This window comes from Salinivibrio sp. IB574, assembly GCF_001996205.1.
Classification (GTDB): domain Bacteria; phylum Pseudomonadota; class Gammaproteobacteria; order Enterobacterales; family Vibrionaceae; genus Salinivibrio; species Salinivibrio proteolyticus.
Genome location: NZ_MUFN01000013.1, coordinates 71,979 through 89,300, shown reverse-complemented (window position 1 = coordinate 89,300; position 17,322 = coordinate 71,979). Strand labels below are relative to the sequence as shown.

At 46.7% G+C, this 17,322-nt stretch carries 12 protein-coding genes and 1 tRNA gene; 12 read left to right on the top strand and 1 reads right to left on the bottom strand.

Annotation, left to right across the window (positions count from 1 at the left end):
- Positions 1 to 82 precede the first annotated feature (82 nt).
- Positions 83 to 1,468, top strand: a complete 1,386-nt coding sequence (locus BZJ17_RS08225) for a multidrug transporter (RefSeq protein ID WP_077640405.1) — start codon at positions 83 to 85, stop codon at positions 1,466 to 1,468.
- Between the two features lie 30 nt (positions 1,469 to 1,498).
- Here BZJ17_RS08225 and BZJ17_RS08220 read toward each other — a convergent pair whose 3' ends face one another.
- Complete coding sequence (locus BZJ17_RS08220; protein WP_077640404.1) at positions 1,499 to 2,920, bottom strand: PLP-dependent aminotransferase family protein; 1,422 nt, start codon at positions 2,918 to 2,920, stop codon at positions 1,499 to 1,501.
- Positions 2,921 to 3,070: 150 nt separating this feature from the next.
- Between BZJ17_RS08220 and BZJ17_RS08215 the strand changes: the two genes are divergently transcribed.
- The 11 genes from BZJ17_RS08215 (at position 3,071) to BZJ17_RS08165 (ending at position 17,266) form a co-directional block, all read left to right on the top strand.
- Positions 3,071 to 4,435: a cytochrome ubiquinol oxidase subunit I gene (locus tag BZJ17_RS08215; RefSeq protein WP_077640403.1), complete on the top strand. Its 1,365-nt coding sequence runs from the start codon at positions 3,071 to 3,073 to the stop codon at positions 4,433 to 4,435.
- 9 nt (positions 4,436 to 4,444) lie between these two features.
- Positions 4,445 to 5,446, top strand: coding sequence for a cytochrome d ubiquinol oxidase subunit II (gene cydB, locus BZJ17_RS08210; protein ID WP_077640402.1), 1,002 nt, complete (start codon positions 4,445 to 4,447; stop codon positions 5,444 to 5,446).
- Positions 5,447 to 5,454: 8 nt separating this feature from the next.
- On the top strand, positions 5,455 to 5,580 hold the full coding sequence (locus BZJ17_RS08205) for a DUF2474 domain-containing protein (protein ID WP_077456798.1): 126 nt from the start codon (positions 5,455 to 5,457) through the stop codon (positions 5,578 to 5,580).
- A gap of 146 nt (positions 5,581 to 5,726) precedes the next feature.
- On the top strand, positions 5,727 to 6,080 hold the full coding sequence (locus BZJ17_RS08200; protein WP_077640401.1) for a DUF805 domain-containing protein: 354 nt from the start codon (positions 5,727 to 5,729) through the stop codon (positions 6,078 to 6,080).
- Positions 6,081 to 6,208: 128 nt separating this feature from the next.
- Positions 6,209 to 6,727, top strand: a complete 519-nt coding sequence (locus BZJ17_RS08195) for a GrpB family protein (protein ID WP_077640400.1) — start codon at positions 6,209 to 6,211, stop codon at positions 6,725 to 6,727.
- A 170-nt stretch (positions 6,728 to 6,897) separates the two neighbouring features.
- The gene (locus BZJ17_RS08190) at positions 6,898 to 8,109 is read left to right on the top strand and encodes an EAL domain-containing response regulator (RefSeq protein WP_077640399.1); all 1,212 of its coding nucleotides are present in this window, start codon (positions 6,898 to 6,900) and stop codon (positions 8,107 to 8,109) included.
- The gene (locus BZJ17_RS08185) at positions 8,106 to 13,028 is read left to right on the top strand and encodes a PAS domain S-box protein (protein ID WP_077640398.1); all 4,923 of its coding nucleotides are present in this window, start codon (positions 8,106 to 8,108) and stop codon (positions 13,026 to 13,028) included. Before BZJ17_RS08190 ends, BZJ17_RS08185 begins: the two co-directional genes overlap by 4 nt.
- A gap of 17 nt (positions 13,029 to 13,045) precedes the next feature.
- Complete coding sequence (locus BZJ17_RS08180) at positions 13,046 to 13,975, top strand: diguanylate cyclase (protein ID WP_077640397.1); 930 nt, start codon at positions 13,046 to 13,048, stop codon at positions 13,973 to 13,975.
- A 1-nt stretch (position 13,976) separates the two neighbouring features.
- Complete coding sequence (locus BZJ17_RS08175; protein WP_206744521.1) at positions 13,977 to 14,765, top strand: HD domain-containing protein; 789 nt, start codon at positions 13,977 to 13,979, stop codon at positions 14,763 to 14,765.
- Positions 14,766 to 14,925: 160 nt separating this feature from the next.
- Positions 14,926 to 15,012 (top strand) — tRNA-Leu (locus tag BZJ17_RS08170).
- 304 nt (positions 15,013 to 15,316) lie between these two features.
- Complete coding sequence (locus BZJ17_RS08165) at positions 15,317 to 17,266, top strand: methyl-accepting chemotaxis protein (RefSeq protein ID WP_077640396.1); 1,950 nt, start codon at positions 15,317 to 15,319, stop codon at positions 17,264 to 17,266.
- Positions 17,267 to 17,322: the final 56 nt, after the last annotated feature.

The following is a 17,322-nucleotide window of genomic DNA, read 5'->3' as shown; positions in this document are numbered from 1 at the left end:
TTTCAAATCGGTTTTGAACTCTAAAACACTAAATAACGCACAGAGACAAAACCAAAAATCTTGGAAGCAGCAGGAGTTTTCCATGAATAAGATTTTTAAATTATCCGCATTAGCTGCGGCAGTACTCTCTGCTGGCGTGGCAATGTCAGCACTCTCACAGGAAGCAACAGCAGATTATTCGACAAGTACCTCTCCTTTTTTCTCTGATGCGACGATTAGTGGCAATCTCAACTTTTGGATGCGAGCCCGTGATCGCGCAGGTACAGATGCCAATGGCAACGATACTGCCAAAGAAACCAACCTTGACCACGGCTCTATCTACGCAAATCTTGCCTTTAACTCAGGCTACGCGGCGGAAGTGGTTGGCCTTGATCTGATGGCCTTTAGTACATTTGATATGTGGCAAAACGGTGGCCCCGACCACGAAATGAACTTTTGGGGCGTGAATAACCCCTACGACAAGCAGCCAGATGATAGCGAATGTACGGGCGCATGGGACGAGGAATGTACGGATAATGGCGTATCACTGGCTACCGCGGCGGCTAAATTTAAGTTTGGTGACAATGTAACGGCGAAGCTTGGTTATTTTCAGCCCTCTGTGCCAAGCACAATTGGTGTTAACTGGTCTTTTGCGCCGGGCACTCATGTAGGTGGTGAGTTAGGCCTGAAGTTCGATAATCTTAATATGGGCCTTGTCGTTTCTGAGCGCTATAAGGCGCCTTGGTTTAAAGAAACCTATGAATTTCAAACCACCAACGGAGAAGATGCTGGCACAGCGTATTCACTTGGTGCTGTTTATACTTTGGATAACGGTATTTCTATTGATGCAGCATATGGTGCATTAACTGATGGTGACCGCTGGAATGCGCACGTTAAAGTGAAAGGCACGACCGAAGGTGGCGTGTATTGGTCGCCGCAACTTTATGTGGTCGATGATGACGAACAATATGATAGCACTGCATTCCAACTCGCCATGCTCACCAGTATGTCATCAGGGCAGTATTCGTATCGAGCAGAGGCCACCTATACCGAAGCCGACTCCGGAGACCCTGCCAAGGTGGAAAACTTAGCGTATCGTTTGACGAGTCAATATGGTGGCTCTAACGGTACTTATGACATTTGGTGGAATAACCGCTCGGATTTTAACCATGATGAAGAACTGGCGCTATTTGGGTCGTTATCGCGTGATTTCTCGGATATTGGGGCTAAAGGCTTTAGTGCAGGCTTTAACGGTGCTTATGGCTTTGGATCATCCGCCAAAGGGTATGATGATCTAAAAGAGTACTCCTACAGTCTGTTTGCAAATTATGCGATTCAAAATGGTGCACTTAAAGATGCGAAGGTCAGTTTTTACTTCACGCAGTACTTCAATGATACCGATGCACCAAGCTGGAATGGCTACACCAATCTATTCCAAGATGAGGACGATTTTAAATTAACCTTAGCAATTCCTTTCTCCATTAAATAAGGTCTTTTTGGTACTGTCTTTTAGCTGAGTCTAGCGCTCAGCTTTTTTTATGTGCTGTGCAATCAAATCACATAAGGTTGCCAGCGCATTTTTATGTGAATGATCGAGCGGGTAAGAGGCATTCAACCGAAAGCAATGGGCAAACTGTGCGTGTGTCGCAAACATATTACCCGGAGCGATACTGATATGGTGTTTCAGTGCAAGGTGGTAAAGCGCGGTGGTATCACTGCCTTTGGGCAAAGTTATCCATAAAAAATACCCTCCTTGGCTGTTAATGACACTAACGCCTTGCGGTAAATGGGCGATCAGAAACTGATAGGTCGCTTTTTTTCGTTCAGCCAGTGTGCGACGCAGCTGCTTTAGGTGGTGTTCATAGTTGCGGTTATGAAGATAATGCGCGACGGCAAGTTGAATAGGGACGCTGGTGGTCACTGTGCTCATTAGTTGCAGCTTTTGTAGTTTCTGGGCTTGATCACCGGCTGCCACCCAACCAAGACGAAAGGCATCGACCAAGGTTTTTGAGAAAGACGAGCAGTGCAAAACATGACCGCTGTTATCGAACGCTTTAGTAGGGTGCGGTTTGTGTTCGCCATCATAGAGTTCGCCATAGACATCGTCTTCGATTAAATACACCTGATAGCGTTTGACGAGTTCGGCAAGGCGTGCTTTTTTTGCGTCTGACAGCGAATATCCCAACGGATTTTGATGATTGCTCATCAGCCAACAAGCGCGGATTGGATGCGTTTGCAAGGCGCGTTCGAGCGCATCAAGATCAATCCCTTCCGTCGGATGTGTTCGGATCGCCATCGCTTTGAGCCCCCGGTTTTCAAGGGCTTGTAGCGCACCGTAAAACGCCGGACTTTCAACAGCGACCCAATCCCCAGGTTGTGTGACCGCGCGTAAGCTCAGGTTAAGCGCATCCAACCCGCCCGCGGTGATCACGATTTCATCGGGAGAAACCTGCATCCCCTGCGCTGCATAGCGTTGAGCAATCAGGTGACGTAGTTGGGCATTACCCGGGGGAAGATTGTCGACCACACTATGAATCGACATAAAACGCACCGCAGTGGTGAGCGAGCGGTTTACTTGATGGCGAGGGGCGAGTAGGGGATCAACATAGGCATGCCCGTAGCTTGCCATCCCCGGCGAGCGGCTGGCTTGCAACACATCGAAAATATAGTCATTGATATCGACAGATTCTGCAGGGTGAATCGCACTATCTGGCTTGTTATCGTCGAGTTCGGCATGGGGAGCGACGCGGTAACCTGAGCGGGACTGAGAAACAATCCACCCTTGGCTTTCTAGCAGTTGGTAGGCTTGGAGTACCGTCATGACACTCAACCCTGAATAAGCGGCCTGTTTTCTCAGCGAGGGAAGTTTTTCTCCCACATGCCAAATGCCGGCTTGAATTTGTTGTTTGATCTGCTCGCTAAGCTGCTGATACTTAGGCATCTTCCTACCATAATCGCCGCTAAGTGAACCAGACTATAACACTGAAAACATCAAACTGTTATAGGTTAATCTGAGTCGTCTGTGTATGGGCACATTAAAAATGGGCTTCTACCATGCGTGTTGGTCTAATTACTAAAGTGGACTTCACGTATGTTTGGTCTTGATGCCTTTATGTTGGCCCGTATTCAATTCGCGTTTACGGTTTCTTTTCACATTATCTTTCCTGCAATTACTATCGGCCTTGCCTGCTACCTTGCGGTGCTTGAGGGGCTATGGCTTAAAACTCGCGAGCAGGAGTACAAAACCCTTTATCTTTTCTGGTCAAAAATTTTCGCGGTCAACTTCGGGATGGGCGTGGTGTCTGGGTTGGTGATGGCATATCAATTTGGCACTAACTGGAGTGGCTTTTCCGAGTTTGCTGGCAGTATCACTGGCCCACTGCTGACTTATGAGGTACTTACGGCGTTCTTTTTAGAAGCCGGATTTCTTGGTGTGATGCTGTTTGGTTGGCAGCGTGTCGGTGATCGTTTGCACTTTTTCGCCACGTCCATGGTCGCGTTGGGCACCGTGATCTCTGCCTTTTGGATTTTAGCCTCCAACAGTTGGATGCACACGCCACAAGGGCATGAAGTGGTCAATGGTCAAGTAGTACCTGTAGATTGGTTCGCGGTGGTGTTTAATCCCTCTTTCCCGTATCGCTTAGCGCACATGGTGGTCGCGGCGTTTTTATCCAGTGCCTTATTTGTTGGTGCGTCGGCGGCGTGGCATCTGCTCAAAGGGCAGCGCAGCCCAGCCGTGAAGCGGATGTTTTCGATGTCGATGTGGATGCTGTTGTTCACCGCGCCTATTCAAGCGTTTATTGGCGATTTACATGGCCTGAACACCTTGGAACATCAACCTGCAAAAATTGCAGCGATGGAAGGACATTGGGATAACAGCCATGGTGAACCCACGCCGCTTATTTTATTTGGCTTACCGGACATGGAGGCGGAAACCACCCGCTACAAAGTAGAAATTCCCTATTTAGGGAGTCTGATCTTAAAACACAGTTTGACCGAGCAAATCCCTGCCCTAAACGAATTCCCTGCGGAAGACAGACCCAATTCGCCCGTGGTCTTCTGGGCGTTTCGTCTGATGGTGGGCTTAGGGCTATTGATGATCACACTTGGACTAGTGGCGGCGTGGCAGCGCTATAAAGGACGCCTGTTTGAACACCAAGGGCTGCTCCGTTTTGCTTTCTATATGGGGCCGGCGGGGTTGGTCGCGATTCTAGCTGGCTGGGTAACTACTGAGGTAGGGCGCCAGCCTTGGGTCGTGCATGGCCTTTTACGCACCCAAGATGCGGTGTCTGCCCACGGTGACTTGCACATGAGTATTAGCTTGATCAGTTTCTTTGTAGTGTACGGCTTGGTCTTTGGGTTGGGGTACATCTATATGATCCATCAAATTAAATTAGGTCCGGATCAGCACGATGAGACACCGCATGAACCGTTAACTGTCTCTGGCCGTGTGTAAGGGGGAAACATGGATTTAGCAATGATTTGGTTTGGCATCATCGTGTTTGCCACTTTAATGTACATCGTGATGGACGGATTTGACTTGGGGATCGGGATTCTGATGCCGTTTATCACTGAGCGCGAAGAGCGCGATTTGATGGTTAACAGTGTCGCGCCGGTATGGGATGGCAATGAAACTTGGTTGGTCCTTGGTGGGGCGGCATTATTTGGTGCTTTCCCCTTGGCATATGCCGTGATTGTCGATGCGTTAACAATCCCGCTCACTTTGATGTTGGTGGCGCTTATTTTTCGTGGTGTGGCGTTTGAGTTCCGTTTCAAAGCGCTGCCCGGGCATCATGGCTTTTGGGATACCGCTTTTATGGCCGGGTCAATTTTTGCCACCTTTTTCCAAGGGGTGACTGTGGGTGCGGTGATTGAAGGCTTTCCTGTCGAGGGCCGCGCTTTTGCTGGTGGCGGACTCGATTGGTTGGCACCGTTTCCTCTCTTTTGCGGTATAGGATTGATCATTGCGTACGGTTTATTGGGGGCCACTTGGCTGATCATGAAAACGGAGCATACATTACAAATGCGTATGTACCACTTGAGTCGTCGACTGGTTGTGTTAATGGCGATAAGTATTGCGATAGTCAGTGTCTGGACGCCATTTGCGTATCCGGGGGTTGCAGACCGTTGGTTTAGTCTGCCAAATTTGCTCATTCTCTCCCCGGTTCCTTTATTGACCGCTCTTTGTTTGCTCCGTCTTTGGCGTACCCGCCCTGATCAGGCTCACCATCGTCCATTTATTATGGCGTTGTGTGTCACCCTGCTCGGGTTTATTGGCCTCGGCATCAGCATTTGGCCGCATATCATTCCACCCAGTATCACAATTTGGCAGGCTGCTTCACCACAACAAAGCTTGCAATTTATGCTGATTGGCGCGGTATTTATCATCCCGGTTATTTTGATGTACACCTATTGGAGTTACCGTGTCTTTAGTGGCAAAGTGAATCCGGACGAGGCCTATCACTGATGGCTGGTATGACAAAACCGACTTGGCAGCGTTGGCTTTGGTTAATCGCGATCTGGGGAGTCAGTGTAGCGGCATTGGGGGCTGTCTCTTGGCTATTTAAGCTTTTGATGCACGCAGCGGGTTTGCAAAGCTAACCGCCTTCTATTGTGTAAGAAATCAGTGATAAGGCTCCCAAGCTGATGATAAAACAGTCAGATGTCTTATCACTGACATGGTCCTAACGGCGTTCCTCATTCTAAGATACGTATTATCGGCTTTATTGCTAAAAGGTGATTAACGTATGGAATGGTATTTAAAAGTATTGCGCCAGTACGCTACATTTTCTGGACGTGCGCACCGCCAGGAATACTGGATGTTTTTTCTGGTTAACTTTTGTATCTCGTTGGCGATTAATATTGTCGCTGAGTTCTCGGGATTAGTTTTGTTGAGCATGGTGTATTCATTAGCTTTGCTGCTGCCAACCTTGGCGGTGACATCAAGACGGCTACATGACACAGGACGTTCAGCGTGGTGGCTACTGCTTTTGTTCATACCTCTGCTTGGGATGGCGGTCATACTGGTACTCTGCGCGCTAGAAGGCGATCAAAACAGCAATCAATACGGTTCTAATCCTAAGCTCGTGGAAGGCGTCTAGCACGGAGGTGTGATTTGTTTGCATGGGAACTGCTGGTACGATAAACACCTCGTTTGATGACAGTCGATAGGCTGCTCATGGCGAGTTACTCGTATTTATCTGCATTCCTCTTTCCAGCAAGGTGCCACATGATCACACTCGAGCCCTACCAATTAGTTGACGCCAGTTTCTCTCCTTGGCGTCCTATTTACTTAGACGTCGCCCAAACCTTGTCTGACCACATCTCGACACCTCGTATTGAGGTACTACATTTTGGCTCTACGTCTGCCAAAGTGGGAGGGAAGGGGATTATTGATCTATCCATTCTCTATCGTTCTGGCGAGCGTGACGATGCTGTCGCTCACCTCTATGCCCTCGGCTTTCAAGATCAGCACAGCGATCAACCTTTTCCCGAACACCGCCCTCGTAAAGATGCCTCTATAATCTATCAAGATGAGCGTTTTCTGGTGCACGCCCACGTGATTGAAAAAGACAGCGATGAGCATCATCGCCAAATTGCGTACAAACAGTATTTGCTCGATAACCCTGATGTGCGCACTGAATATGAAAACAAAAAGCGCGCCATACTCGCTCAAGGTGTGCGTGATCAAGATGTTTACGTTAAGCACAAAGCCCCCTTTGTGAAAGGGGTGCTAGCGGATCTTTAAAGGCGCTAGCACAAGCCGATTTTCAACGGGTTAACACGGAGCCATACTTTGGTCTTATAGTCACTCAATTATTTGACGATGAGCTACAGTTACATTTGATGCTTTGGTTGTAGTGCTGGTTATTGACGATTCGGAGCGCCAAAACCAGCAAGGACGATGGGGTTAATCAAGTGACTGAGACGCAATGTCGGGTACTTATAGTTGATGATCAAAAGGTGGTGAGGCACACATTATCACTCTGTTTACGTAATCTAGGCTATGAGAACTGTTATGAAGCGAGTAATGGCAAGGAAGCCAAACGAGTCATTGCAGAGCAGCAAATAGATGTGATTTTTTGTGACTTAAATATGCCTGTAGAGGATGGCTTTGAGGTACTGCGGTACCTAGGTGCCAGTCATTATCAAGGCGCCATTGTTTTAATGAGTAGTGAAGAGCAAGAAGTGCTCGAGTCAACCTCCCAGCTCGCAAAACAATATCATCTCAACATTATTGAATGCTTAGCAAAACCGTTAACATTCGACACGGTAAATCAGGCGTTAACTGACTATTCTGAAGCGGAGGGGTGTAAGGCTCAGGGTGCGAATCACGATAGTTTACTGAAAACCTACTCACCTAAACAGGTCGCACAATTTATAGAGCGAGGGGAAATAAGAGCCTACTTTCAGCCTCAAATTGCGCTATGCAGTGGTGAAATACAAGGATTTGAGGTATTAGCGCGTGTAGAAAGTCAGACGCATGGCCTCGTTAAGCCAGATCAATTCATCCCCTCAGCCGAATTGGATCCCCTACTTATCGTACGGCTAACCAAAAGCGTGATTATGCGAGCTTTTGATGATATTCAATTCCAATGGCCACAAGTTTCTCAAAAAACCTTTTCGTTTAATATTTCTCGAAAAGTATTAGAGGACAATAACTTTCCTAGCTGGCTGAAAGAAACTTGTCATCAATATAAAATTCCTTGTGAAAATATTGTTTGCGAGTTGACCGAAACGGCGCTGCAGGAAGAGCAGGCGATTGTCGATGCTCAAATGCTTCGTATGCGCATGCTAAAATTCAAGTTATCCATCGATGATTTTGGTACTGGCTATTCCTCTATTGCGCAATTGCATGCGATCCCTTTCAATGAATTAAAAATCGACAAGCGTTTCATTTTTGATTGTTTAACAAATAGTAAGTCTGCGGCAGTTGTGGAGCAGAGCATTAAGATGGCTCGCGCGATGGGTCTCACGGTGATTGCTGAAGGTATTGAAAACGAAGCAGTGTGTGACTTTCTTCGCCAATTAAATTGTAACGCGGGCCAAGGCTATTTCTATGCCAAACCAGCACCATTGGCGCGGTTTCTTTTGGATGAGCGGCTCAATATGCAAAGGCATTCACGATGAAATTTTCCATAAAGCTCCCTATCATTTTATTGATGCTAGGGGTGCTGATGCTAGCGTCTGTCACCTTTGTCTCGTTGAAAGGCAAAGACATTCTTCAAGATACAATATTGACCAATATCGAGCGAGAAGCGACATTGCTCATTCGCTTAGTTGAGAGAAACCTGTTTGAACGTTATCACGATGCGCAGACGTTTCCGCTTTCTCTTGGAAGAGTGCAAGGCAATAACCCAATTGAGAATCAATCCAAAGCATTGATAGAAAGTAACTTAAACAATTTGGTCGAAAGCTACAAAGTTTATCGACGCATCGCTATTTTTGATATGAACGGGAAGTTGTTAGCAGCGAGCAGCAAAAACCAGTATGGCAAGGTTTTACCCGTCTTGGAGTTATCTGAGGTAGAAGTCAGAAACTCTATTTGGTTCAATGAAATTGTGAATGGGAATACCCTCGTCCCAGACCAGCCTCGCAGCGCTTATGTCACAGGGCCTGAACGTTTTGTCTTTGGGGAAAAACCAACGACCTATGACATGATATTCGCATCTGTGATTCATAATGAAGCGGGTCGTGAAGTCGGGGTTTGGGTCAATGTTGTGGATTTCTCTGCGGTGGAATCGATCNAACGTTGTGTCTTTGGGGAAAAACCAACGGCCTATGACATGATATTCGCATCTGTGGTTCATAATGAAGCGGGTCGTGAAGTCGGGGTTTGGGTCAATGTTGTGGATTTCTCTGCGGTGGAATCGATCGTCGGCGAGACTTACGATTTACTGGCTAATCGTGGCTTCGATAGTTCTGAGCTCACGATTTTAGACAATGAAGGACGGATCATTGTCGATTACGACCCAGTCGGTCAAAACGAAGCATCTTACGAGCGAGATTTTCAAGTGTTGGGTCAGCTTAACCTTGCGGCTAACGGTGTTGAAGGTGCACGCCTCGCCGTTTCTGGCCGGAGTGGTTCGAATATATCGACACATTACCGTAAGCAAGTGGATCAAGTGACGGGTTATGCGCACACCCGTGGGGCTTATGATTATCCTGGGTTAGGGTGGTCAGCAATGATCCGAGTTGAGGTAGATGAGGCGTTTCTTGCCCCCAATACCTTGTACAAGAATTCATTTTCAATGGCAGCGCTATTACTGAGTGCGATTTTAATTATTGCATTTTATTTGACACGTAAAGTGACAAATCCGTTAAGTCAGTTGACGAATGCAGTTAAGAAATTGGCGAATGGACAACAAAACTTTGAGTTGCCGGAAGCCAATCGGACTGACGAGATTGGTTNGATGATAGCCGAGCTTGCGAGTTTAAAAAATATTGTTGTGGAACGCGAAAAGCTCGTAAAAGAAACGGAAGAGCAACGCTTTCAGTTGGATATCCAAAGCCGTGCTATTGATGCAACCGCAACGGGGATTATTGTTAGTGATATCCGGTTACCGGATTATCCGATCGTTTATGCCAACAAAGCCTTTGAAACGCTAACGGGCTTTTCATCGAAAGAGGTTATGGGAAAGAACTGTCGCTTCTTACAAGGAGATGATCGCGATCAGCCAAATGCAGATAAGATCCGTTACGCCCTAAAGAATACGCTCTCTTGCGCGGTTGTTTTGCGAAACTATAAGAAAGACGGATCGCTTTTTTATAATAACTTACGCATCGATCCGGTATTCAATGATGATGGGGAGCTCACACATTACATTGGTGTTCAGTCTGATATTACTGACATAAAGCTCGCAGAGGACGAAGCGATGCTTAAGTTAGAAAATGAAATCAAACATCGCACGCAAGATCTACAAGACTCTGAAAGTCGCTTAAGAACGGTCTTTGACACTGCTTTAGATGGCATGGTGGTCATTGACAGTACTGGGGTTATCATCGAGGTAAACCGAGCTCTTGAACTTATTTTCGGCCGAGTTCGAGAAGAGTTATTGGGTGAGAATGTGGCAATTTTGATGCCAGATGATTATGCGAAAAATCATGATGGGTTTATCAGTCAATACTTATTAACAGGAAGTAAAAAATTGATAGGGACACCAAGGAAACTGACGGGTCAGCACAAATCTGGTCGCCTATTCCCTATTGAAGTATCGATTGGTGAGACGTGGTTTGGAGATACGCAAGGTTTTGTCGGGATTATTAAGGATATTACCATTGAAGAGGAAGTGAAAGATCGTGAGCAGAAGCTACAAAATGAGTTGCGAGAGCGAGAGGTAATCTACCGAGCTGCATTTGACCAAGCGGCGGTCGGTATTTGTCGTGTTGACCTCGAAGGCTACTTTATCGAAGTGAATGGCAAAATGTGCGATATCCTAGGGTACAGTGAGGATGCGTTATTACAACTTAGCTATCACGATATTACACATCCCGACTTTCTATCAGAAAGCAAAAAATATGTCAGCTCGCTCCTTTCTGGTCACGCTCGAACATTCTCGATGGATAAGCGCTACATCAAGCGAAATGGTGATGTATTTTGGGCTACCCTTTCCGTGTCTGTTGTATTGGATGAGGATGATCAACCTAAATACTTTATTGCTGTTCTAGAAGATATTGAGCGCCGCAAAGCGATAGAAAGTGAGCTACGTTCAGCGAAGGCTGCGAGAGATGAGTTACTTCGTGGCATGCAGCTCGCGTCTGATGCGGGCGGAATTTGTAACTGGTCAATGGATATAGCCACTGGGCAGCTTAAGTGGGACGATAATATGTATCGTTTGTACGGTGTTTCGCCTGGTAGTGACGTTGACTATCAAGTCTGGCGGGACATTCTCCATCCTGAAGATCGAGACGTAGCGGTCCACGAAGTTGAAACGGCTTTAAATGAGAGCAAAGTATTTAACGCCGAATTCCGGATAATCAACCCAATGACACATCAAACACATTGGGTTAAAGCGGCGGGTAATGTTGCTAAGGACAATGACAGTGGTCGAGAGGTTTTATTCGGTATTAACTTAGACATCACTGAAGAGCGACGAATTCTCGCCAAATTAGAAAAAGAAAGCATCGCGGCACGGAAAGCGAACCATGCAAAGTCACGTTTCTTAGCCACCATGAGTCATGAAATTAGAACACCGATGAATGGTGTTATTGGCATGGTGGATTTACTCAAAGAAACCGTGCTAGATAGAGAACAATCCAAGATGGTGTCGACAATTCGAGACTCGTCGTTCTCACTCCTAGAAATTATCAACGATATTCTCGACTTTTCGAAAATTGAATCAGGACAGATGGAGCTTGATCCTACCGAGGTGAATCTGCTCGACCTAATCGAAAAGACACTTGAAGCACTTTGGGTGAATGCCTACCAAAAAGGGGTCAACTTGTATTTTTCGCATGACTATGCGACTCCCGATTTTGTGGTTATTGACCCAGTTAGAATCCGGCAAGTGTTACTTAATTTGCTGGGTAATGCGATCAAGTTTACCAGTAAGGAAAAAGGTGGTGGCGATGTGTATGTGAGAACACATTATCACCATAGTAACCAGACAATCTCCGTCAGTATTCAAGATACGGGCGTTGGTATGACTGATGAGCAAATCGGCAAACTCTTTAAGCCCTTTACGCAGGCAGATAGCTCGACGACGCGACGTTATGGCGGAACGGGTCTAGGACTCAGTATCTCGAAATCCTTTGTCGATATGATGGGAGGGGATATTCATGTCCAGAGCGAGTTTGGAGAAGGGAGCACGTTCACAATTACTGTTCCCGCATCAAGCGGAGAAAAGACGCATGAAATGAGTCGGAAGTACAATTTTTCAACATTCACGTTTGTACTGTTTGTTGAAAACAAGAGCTTGAATGCCATTTGTCATGATCTGATCAGTCAGCTCAACCCAGCCCGAATCATAGAGGGTGCGACGATGGATTGGTCCGATTGGGATCGCGATGCAATGATTGCCGTGACTACCAACGAAGCCATCATGGCTGAACACACTGGCATTCGCTGCATCATGCTAGGAGATAGCCCGACAGACAATGGCAGTTATGTGTATCCCGGTCCTTATTGGCTAAGTACACGACCTCTTAAACCGAGTGACTTTTCACTTGCTGCCGCGGTCATGTGTGGATTGGAGAGCCCTGATGTTGACTGGAGCGAAGCGATTAGCAATGGCGATGCATTTTCTTATAGCAACCAAATAGATGCAGATGCTTGTGGCACAATTTTATGTGCTGAAGACCAACCAACGAATCAATTAGTACTCGCGAAGCAGCTTAGCCAGCTTGGTTATCAATATGAAATGGCCTCGGATGGTAAAGCCGCACTCGAGAAGTGGCGTCAGGGCGATTATGCATTACTGCTGACAGATTGCCATATGCCTGAAATGGATGGCTTTGAGCTGACCGCAGAAATCAGGCGAGCTGAGGCGGAAGAAGGAAAGTCGCGTACTCTAATTATAGCGATCACAGCCAATGCATTAGTTGGTGAAGCGGATCACTGCCTACAGTCTGGCATGGATGATTATATTTCGAAGCCAGTCGAATTGGAGACATTAAAGCGTGTGTTGGCATTGAGGCTAAGAGGACGAGCCTTACGACATGGTGCAGCCACCATCCCGTTGAGTACACAAGCACAGGAGAATCGTGAAATAGCGCCGTTAATCGATAGCGAACAACTTGAAAAAATTATTGGTAGTGATGACGCAGAGATGAAGAGGGCGGTCCTTTCGATGTTTTGGGATAGTGTGACCGCCGATATGCACGAACTAGAGCAAGCTGTTATTGATGAAGATAGCAGCAAGATAAAGTCGCTTGCTCATGGCGCAAAAGGCGCGGCGGCGTCAAGTGGGGCAATGAGGTTGAGCGAGCTATTTCGGGCCATCGAAAAAAACAGCACTGATATCGACTACGTAAAAACAGTATTTACTGAGTTGAGTGCCATGATGACAGCTATCGAGACGGACTTACGCGAAGACCAAATTATCGAATAATCATCGAGAGGCATGATGTGATACATATCAGCACACAAGATCAAATTCCGTTTGAGCATTTTGAAAAAGCAAGTCGTGACACGCTCAAATACTTAAATAAGAAGTTTGGCTATGGCACTTGGATGATGACTCGTAAACATGAGAATGAGTGGGTGATTTTGCAAGTGGAAGGGGAAAAATATGGAATTGAAGAACTGACAACGTTAGTTTGGAGCGATTCCATGTGTAGTCGTATGGTGCGTGGTGAGGGGCCGAGATGGGCACCGGACGTTGATATGGTGCCTGCCTATATCAATGCACCTATCTATCACGCAGAAACGATTAAATCGTACATAGGTATTCCTGTTTGTTTTGCTGACGGTAATTTGTTTGGCACTTTATGTGCTATTGATAAAGAGCCGGTTGATCGCATTCCGCCTGACGGTCTAGAAACGATCGAACTCGTCTCCAAATTACTCTCAACCCTGTTACAGCTTGAGCTGCAAAATATTGCCCTATCACGCAAGCAGATTAGTTTCTTACCCTCACAGCTGAAAGATAACGAAACCGGTTTTCTTAATCGTCTGGGCTGGTCGCTGTATTTAGAAAAAGAGGAAAGCAATATTCGCTCCGTAGGGACGCCTGTTCATGTGGTGGCCATCGATTTATCTCAAAGCCGAAAAGTGACTCACTCAAAGGATGCCGCACTCACCGCTCTGTTTGTGTCTACGCTCAACGGAATACTGCATGATGAGGGATATATTGCGCGCTTAGGCGAAGATATTTACACCATGCTTTGTGCTAATAAAACCGAAGATCAAATTGCGGTAATGGTTGAACGTATTTCGCATGAATTGAATGAAGCCAGCATTCCAGTATCGGTTGGCTACAAAAAACATACCTATGGTGATAGTTTAGATACTACCGTGATTGCGGCAATCAAAAGTGTCCGACAATCATCAACATAGTATGCTCACGCCATGGCTGTTGGCTGAGTGTCAGCCAATGACCACAGGAAGTACCATGTCGCGAGAGCTAACAAAGGCTAAACCAAGACCATCCAAGCCTTGTATGGTGTGCCAATTTGTCAAAAGTGATATTAGCCGCGCAGTGCATAGAGTGAAGCGGAGCATTACACGCACCGCTATACCTTATGTTTCACCGGCACATTATACTGTCCCCAATAGCCAAGCCTGTCAGCAGGCATTAGCGCTTGTTAAACAATTTAGCCCCGAATTTTTAGTCAATCACTCCTTACGTAGCTACGCGTTTGGTTTGGCGATGAGCCACAAAGTAAAGCAAAGCATTGATAAAGAAGTCTTCTTTGTTGGTGCAATCTTACATGACATTGGCTTAACCGATTATGTCGCTCAACAAGACACCTTCGAAGTCGAAGGCGCCATTGCTGCACACTCGTTTGCAATCGAGCAGGGGTTGTCGGCGGAGCAGGCCGATCTTATTCATGAAATGGTGGTATTGCATAACTCCGTGGGTGTAGCTCATCAATGCGATCCAGAAATCGCATTACTGCATTTCGGTGCGGGGGCCGATGTGGCTGGGCTTTGGATTGAAGATATTCATAAAAAGACGCTGCACGAAGTACTTGATACTTATCACGATCAAGGCTGTCAGGCAGGAATGATTGAGCTTATCCAAGATCAAGTCACGCGCAAGCCACATAGCTACATGTCGACCATGGTGGAATTAGGATTTCTTAAAAAAGTAGCGAAACATCAATTTGCCCATAAACCGGCATAAGGTGTCATACGCTATGTTAGGCTATTAAGTCTGTCTGCTTTTCAACCACCTGAATCAAAAAGAATAAAAGGGCTATTGACCTCGGGTTAAATTTCATTAAAGTACAGTCTCGTTCGCAGCGCAGTCTGCGGACTATGGTGCTACCWCGCATAACTGCGTTGCCCTGGTGGTGGAATTGGTAGACACAAGGGATTTAAAATCCCTCGGCGTTCGCGCTGTGCCGGTTCAAGTCCGGCCCGGGGCACCATAGCACTATCATTATCCTATCTATTTTTTACTTCCTTTGTTTATTCGCGCTTATTCAGTGCCTGTTTTAATATTTTGAAACCTTTCAATCCAATTCCCTTGTTATAAACAGGGTTGAATAATGGCGCATTTGTTTAGAAATGTAGGGTAAATGTACTGATCTTCTAGACGCCATCCTTCCTTTTACTCAGTGATCTCACCAAAGCACCAAATATTATGTCGTTTGTCATTAACCCGTCATCCTTGTCTAGTTTGCTGACTAATATTGATATGTTGGTTAGTAATGATAATAAAAAGGACGGCGTATGCGTTGGCAAACTCTTTCAATCAGAAAGCGAATTTATATTGTTCTTTCGACCATCTTAGTGCTCAGCACTTTGATTGCGATGGTGCAACAAGCGATGTTGTCAGCAAACAAGCAACTCGATGATCTCAAGAATATTATTTTACCCAGCCAGCTGAGGGGGCTGGCGTTTGAAATTAGTAATGAGCTACAACCTGCGATCACCGGTTCTAACTTTCTTGCCCATCACTCTGGATTGATTGATTGGGTGGATAAAGGCGGCGATCTGACCAATCTCGCGCCGATTCATCAAGCGCTTTCGAATGCCAAGACGCGCTTAGGGGCAGACAATGCATTTGCAACGCTCGATAGTAGCCAAGGGAAGTATATTTTTACTTATGACGGCGAGCATCGCAGCGCATCAATGACCACCTATCCGTTTAAAGATTTTTACCCGAATTTTCTGAGTAAGAATCAGCCCTATGAGCTGAACATGAACAAAGATCCCAATGGCAATCAGTATGTGATTTTTATTAACTATCGCAGCGTGCCAGAAAACCCTGCGACGGGTCAGCCGTACGTTGTAGCGGGGGTAGGGTTTAATGTCAGTAGCTTAGTGAATCTGGTACAGGGGTTTCGCATTGGTGAGCAGGGAAGAGCCATGCTTGCCGCGCGCGATGGCAGTGTGCAGGTCGCACCGACAGATTCGGCACTGAATGCGGACAATGCGAGCGCATTTCGCCAAGCGGTAACCAAGGGGGCGGATAAGCCAGTGATCAGCGAAGTGACCATCGGTGATGAAGCGTTTCTGCTGGGGTCTTATTGGCTCGCAGACTTGGACCGTTTCGTGGTGGTTGAAATCCCTAAAGCACAAATCACAGGGCCTATCCTGAATCAATTCATTCAGTCTTTATTAGTGACCTTGGTGTTTATCGCTATTGCACTCCTTGTTACCCATTGGGTAATCAGTAGTTTGACGCAGCCGATAAAAAAGCTTTCCGCCGAGGTCGATGAAATTGCTAGTCGACTCGACTTGAGCCATCAGATAGCAGTGAACGATCAAGCGGAAGTCGGTCGATTGGCAAACAAAATCAATGGCTTGCTAGCGCGTATTCGAGATGCATTGCAAGCGGTAAACCAGACGGTGGACGAGTCACAGTCTGCATTTGGTGTCCTCAAGCAGCAAGCTTATGAGGTGAATCAAGCCGGTATGGTGCAGCAGCAGTCGCTACAAACGATCTCTGCCGCGAGTCAAGACATCACCGAAATCACCACCGAGGTGACGGATTCGGCCAATTACGCCGGCGAGCTGTCTCAGGCTGGGAATGCGGCGCTTAAAGAGGCTTTAAATGGCATGAATACCAGCCTGCGGCATATTGAGCAACTGGGTGAAAACATGGCCTCGAGTCAGAGCAGTTTGGATGAGTTGAATCACCATATCGAGAATATTCTTCGCGTGCTTGAGGTGATCAGCACCATCTCGGAACAAACCAATTTACTCGCACTAAACGCGGCGATTGAGGCTGCGCGAGCGGGCGAACATGGTCGTGGCTTTGCGGTAGTTGCTGATGAAGTGCGCTCGTTGTCGCAGCGCACCGGTGAGTCGACCAGTGAGATCCAAGAAATTATCAATCAGCTGCGCTCGGCATCGGATAATGTGACTGGGCAAATCAACCAAGTCAGTCAGGATAGCCAGCATAGCCTCGAAACTCACCAACAAGCGGTAGAAAATATGCGCACATTGGATAGTCATTTGCAGCAATTGTTTGAGCATAATGGGCGGATTGCCGAGGGGGCCAACACGCAAAGCGGCGCGGTGAATAAAATCAATCAGAGTATTGAAGAGCTTGCTCAGCAGGGCACCCGCACTCAAGAGGTGTTTGAGCAAAGTGAACAGGCGGTGAGTGGGTTTGATTTACGCATGAAAGAACTCACTAAAAAAGTCAGCGCGTTTAAAGGGTTGAATGCGTAATCGTCGCGCGACCAAGAGCGCTGACAAGCGGTAATAGCGCTTTGTGTCTTTGCCGC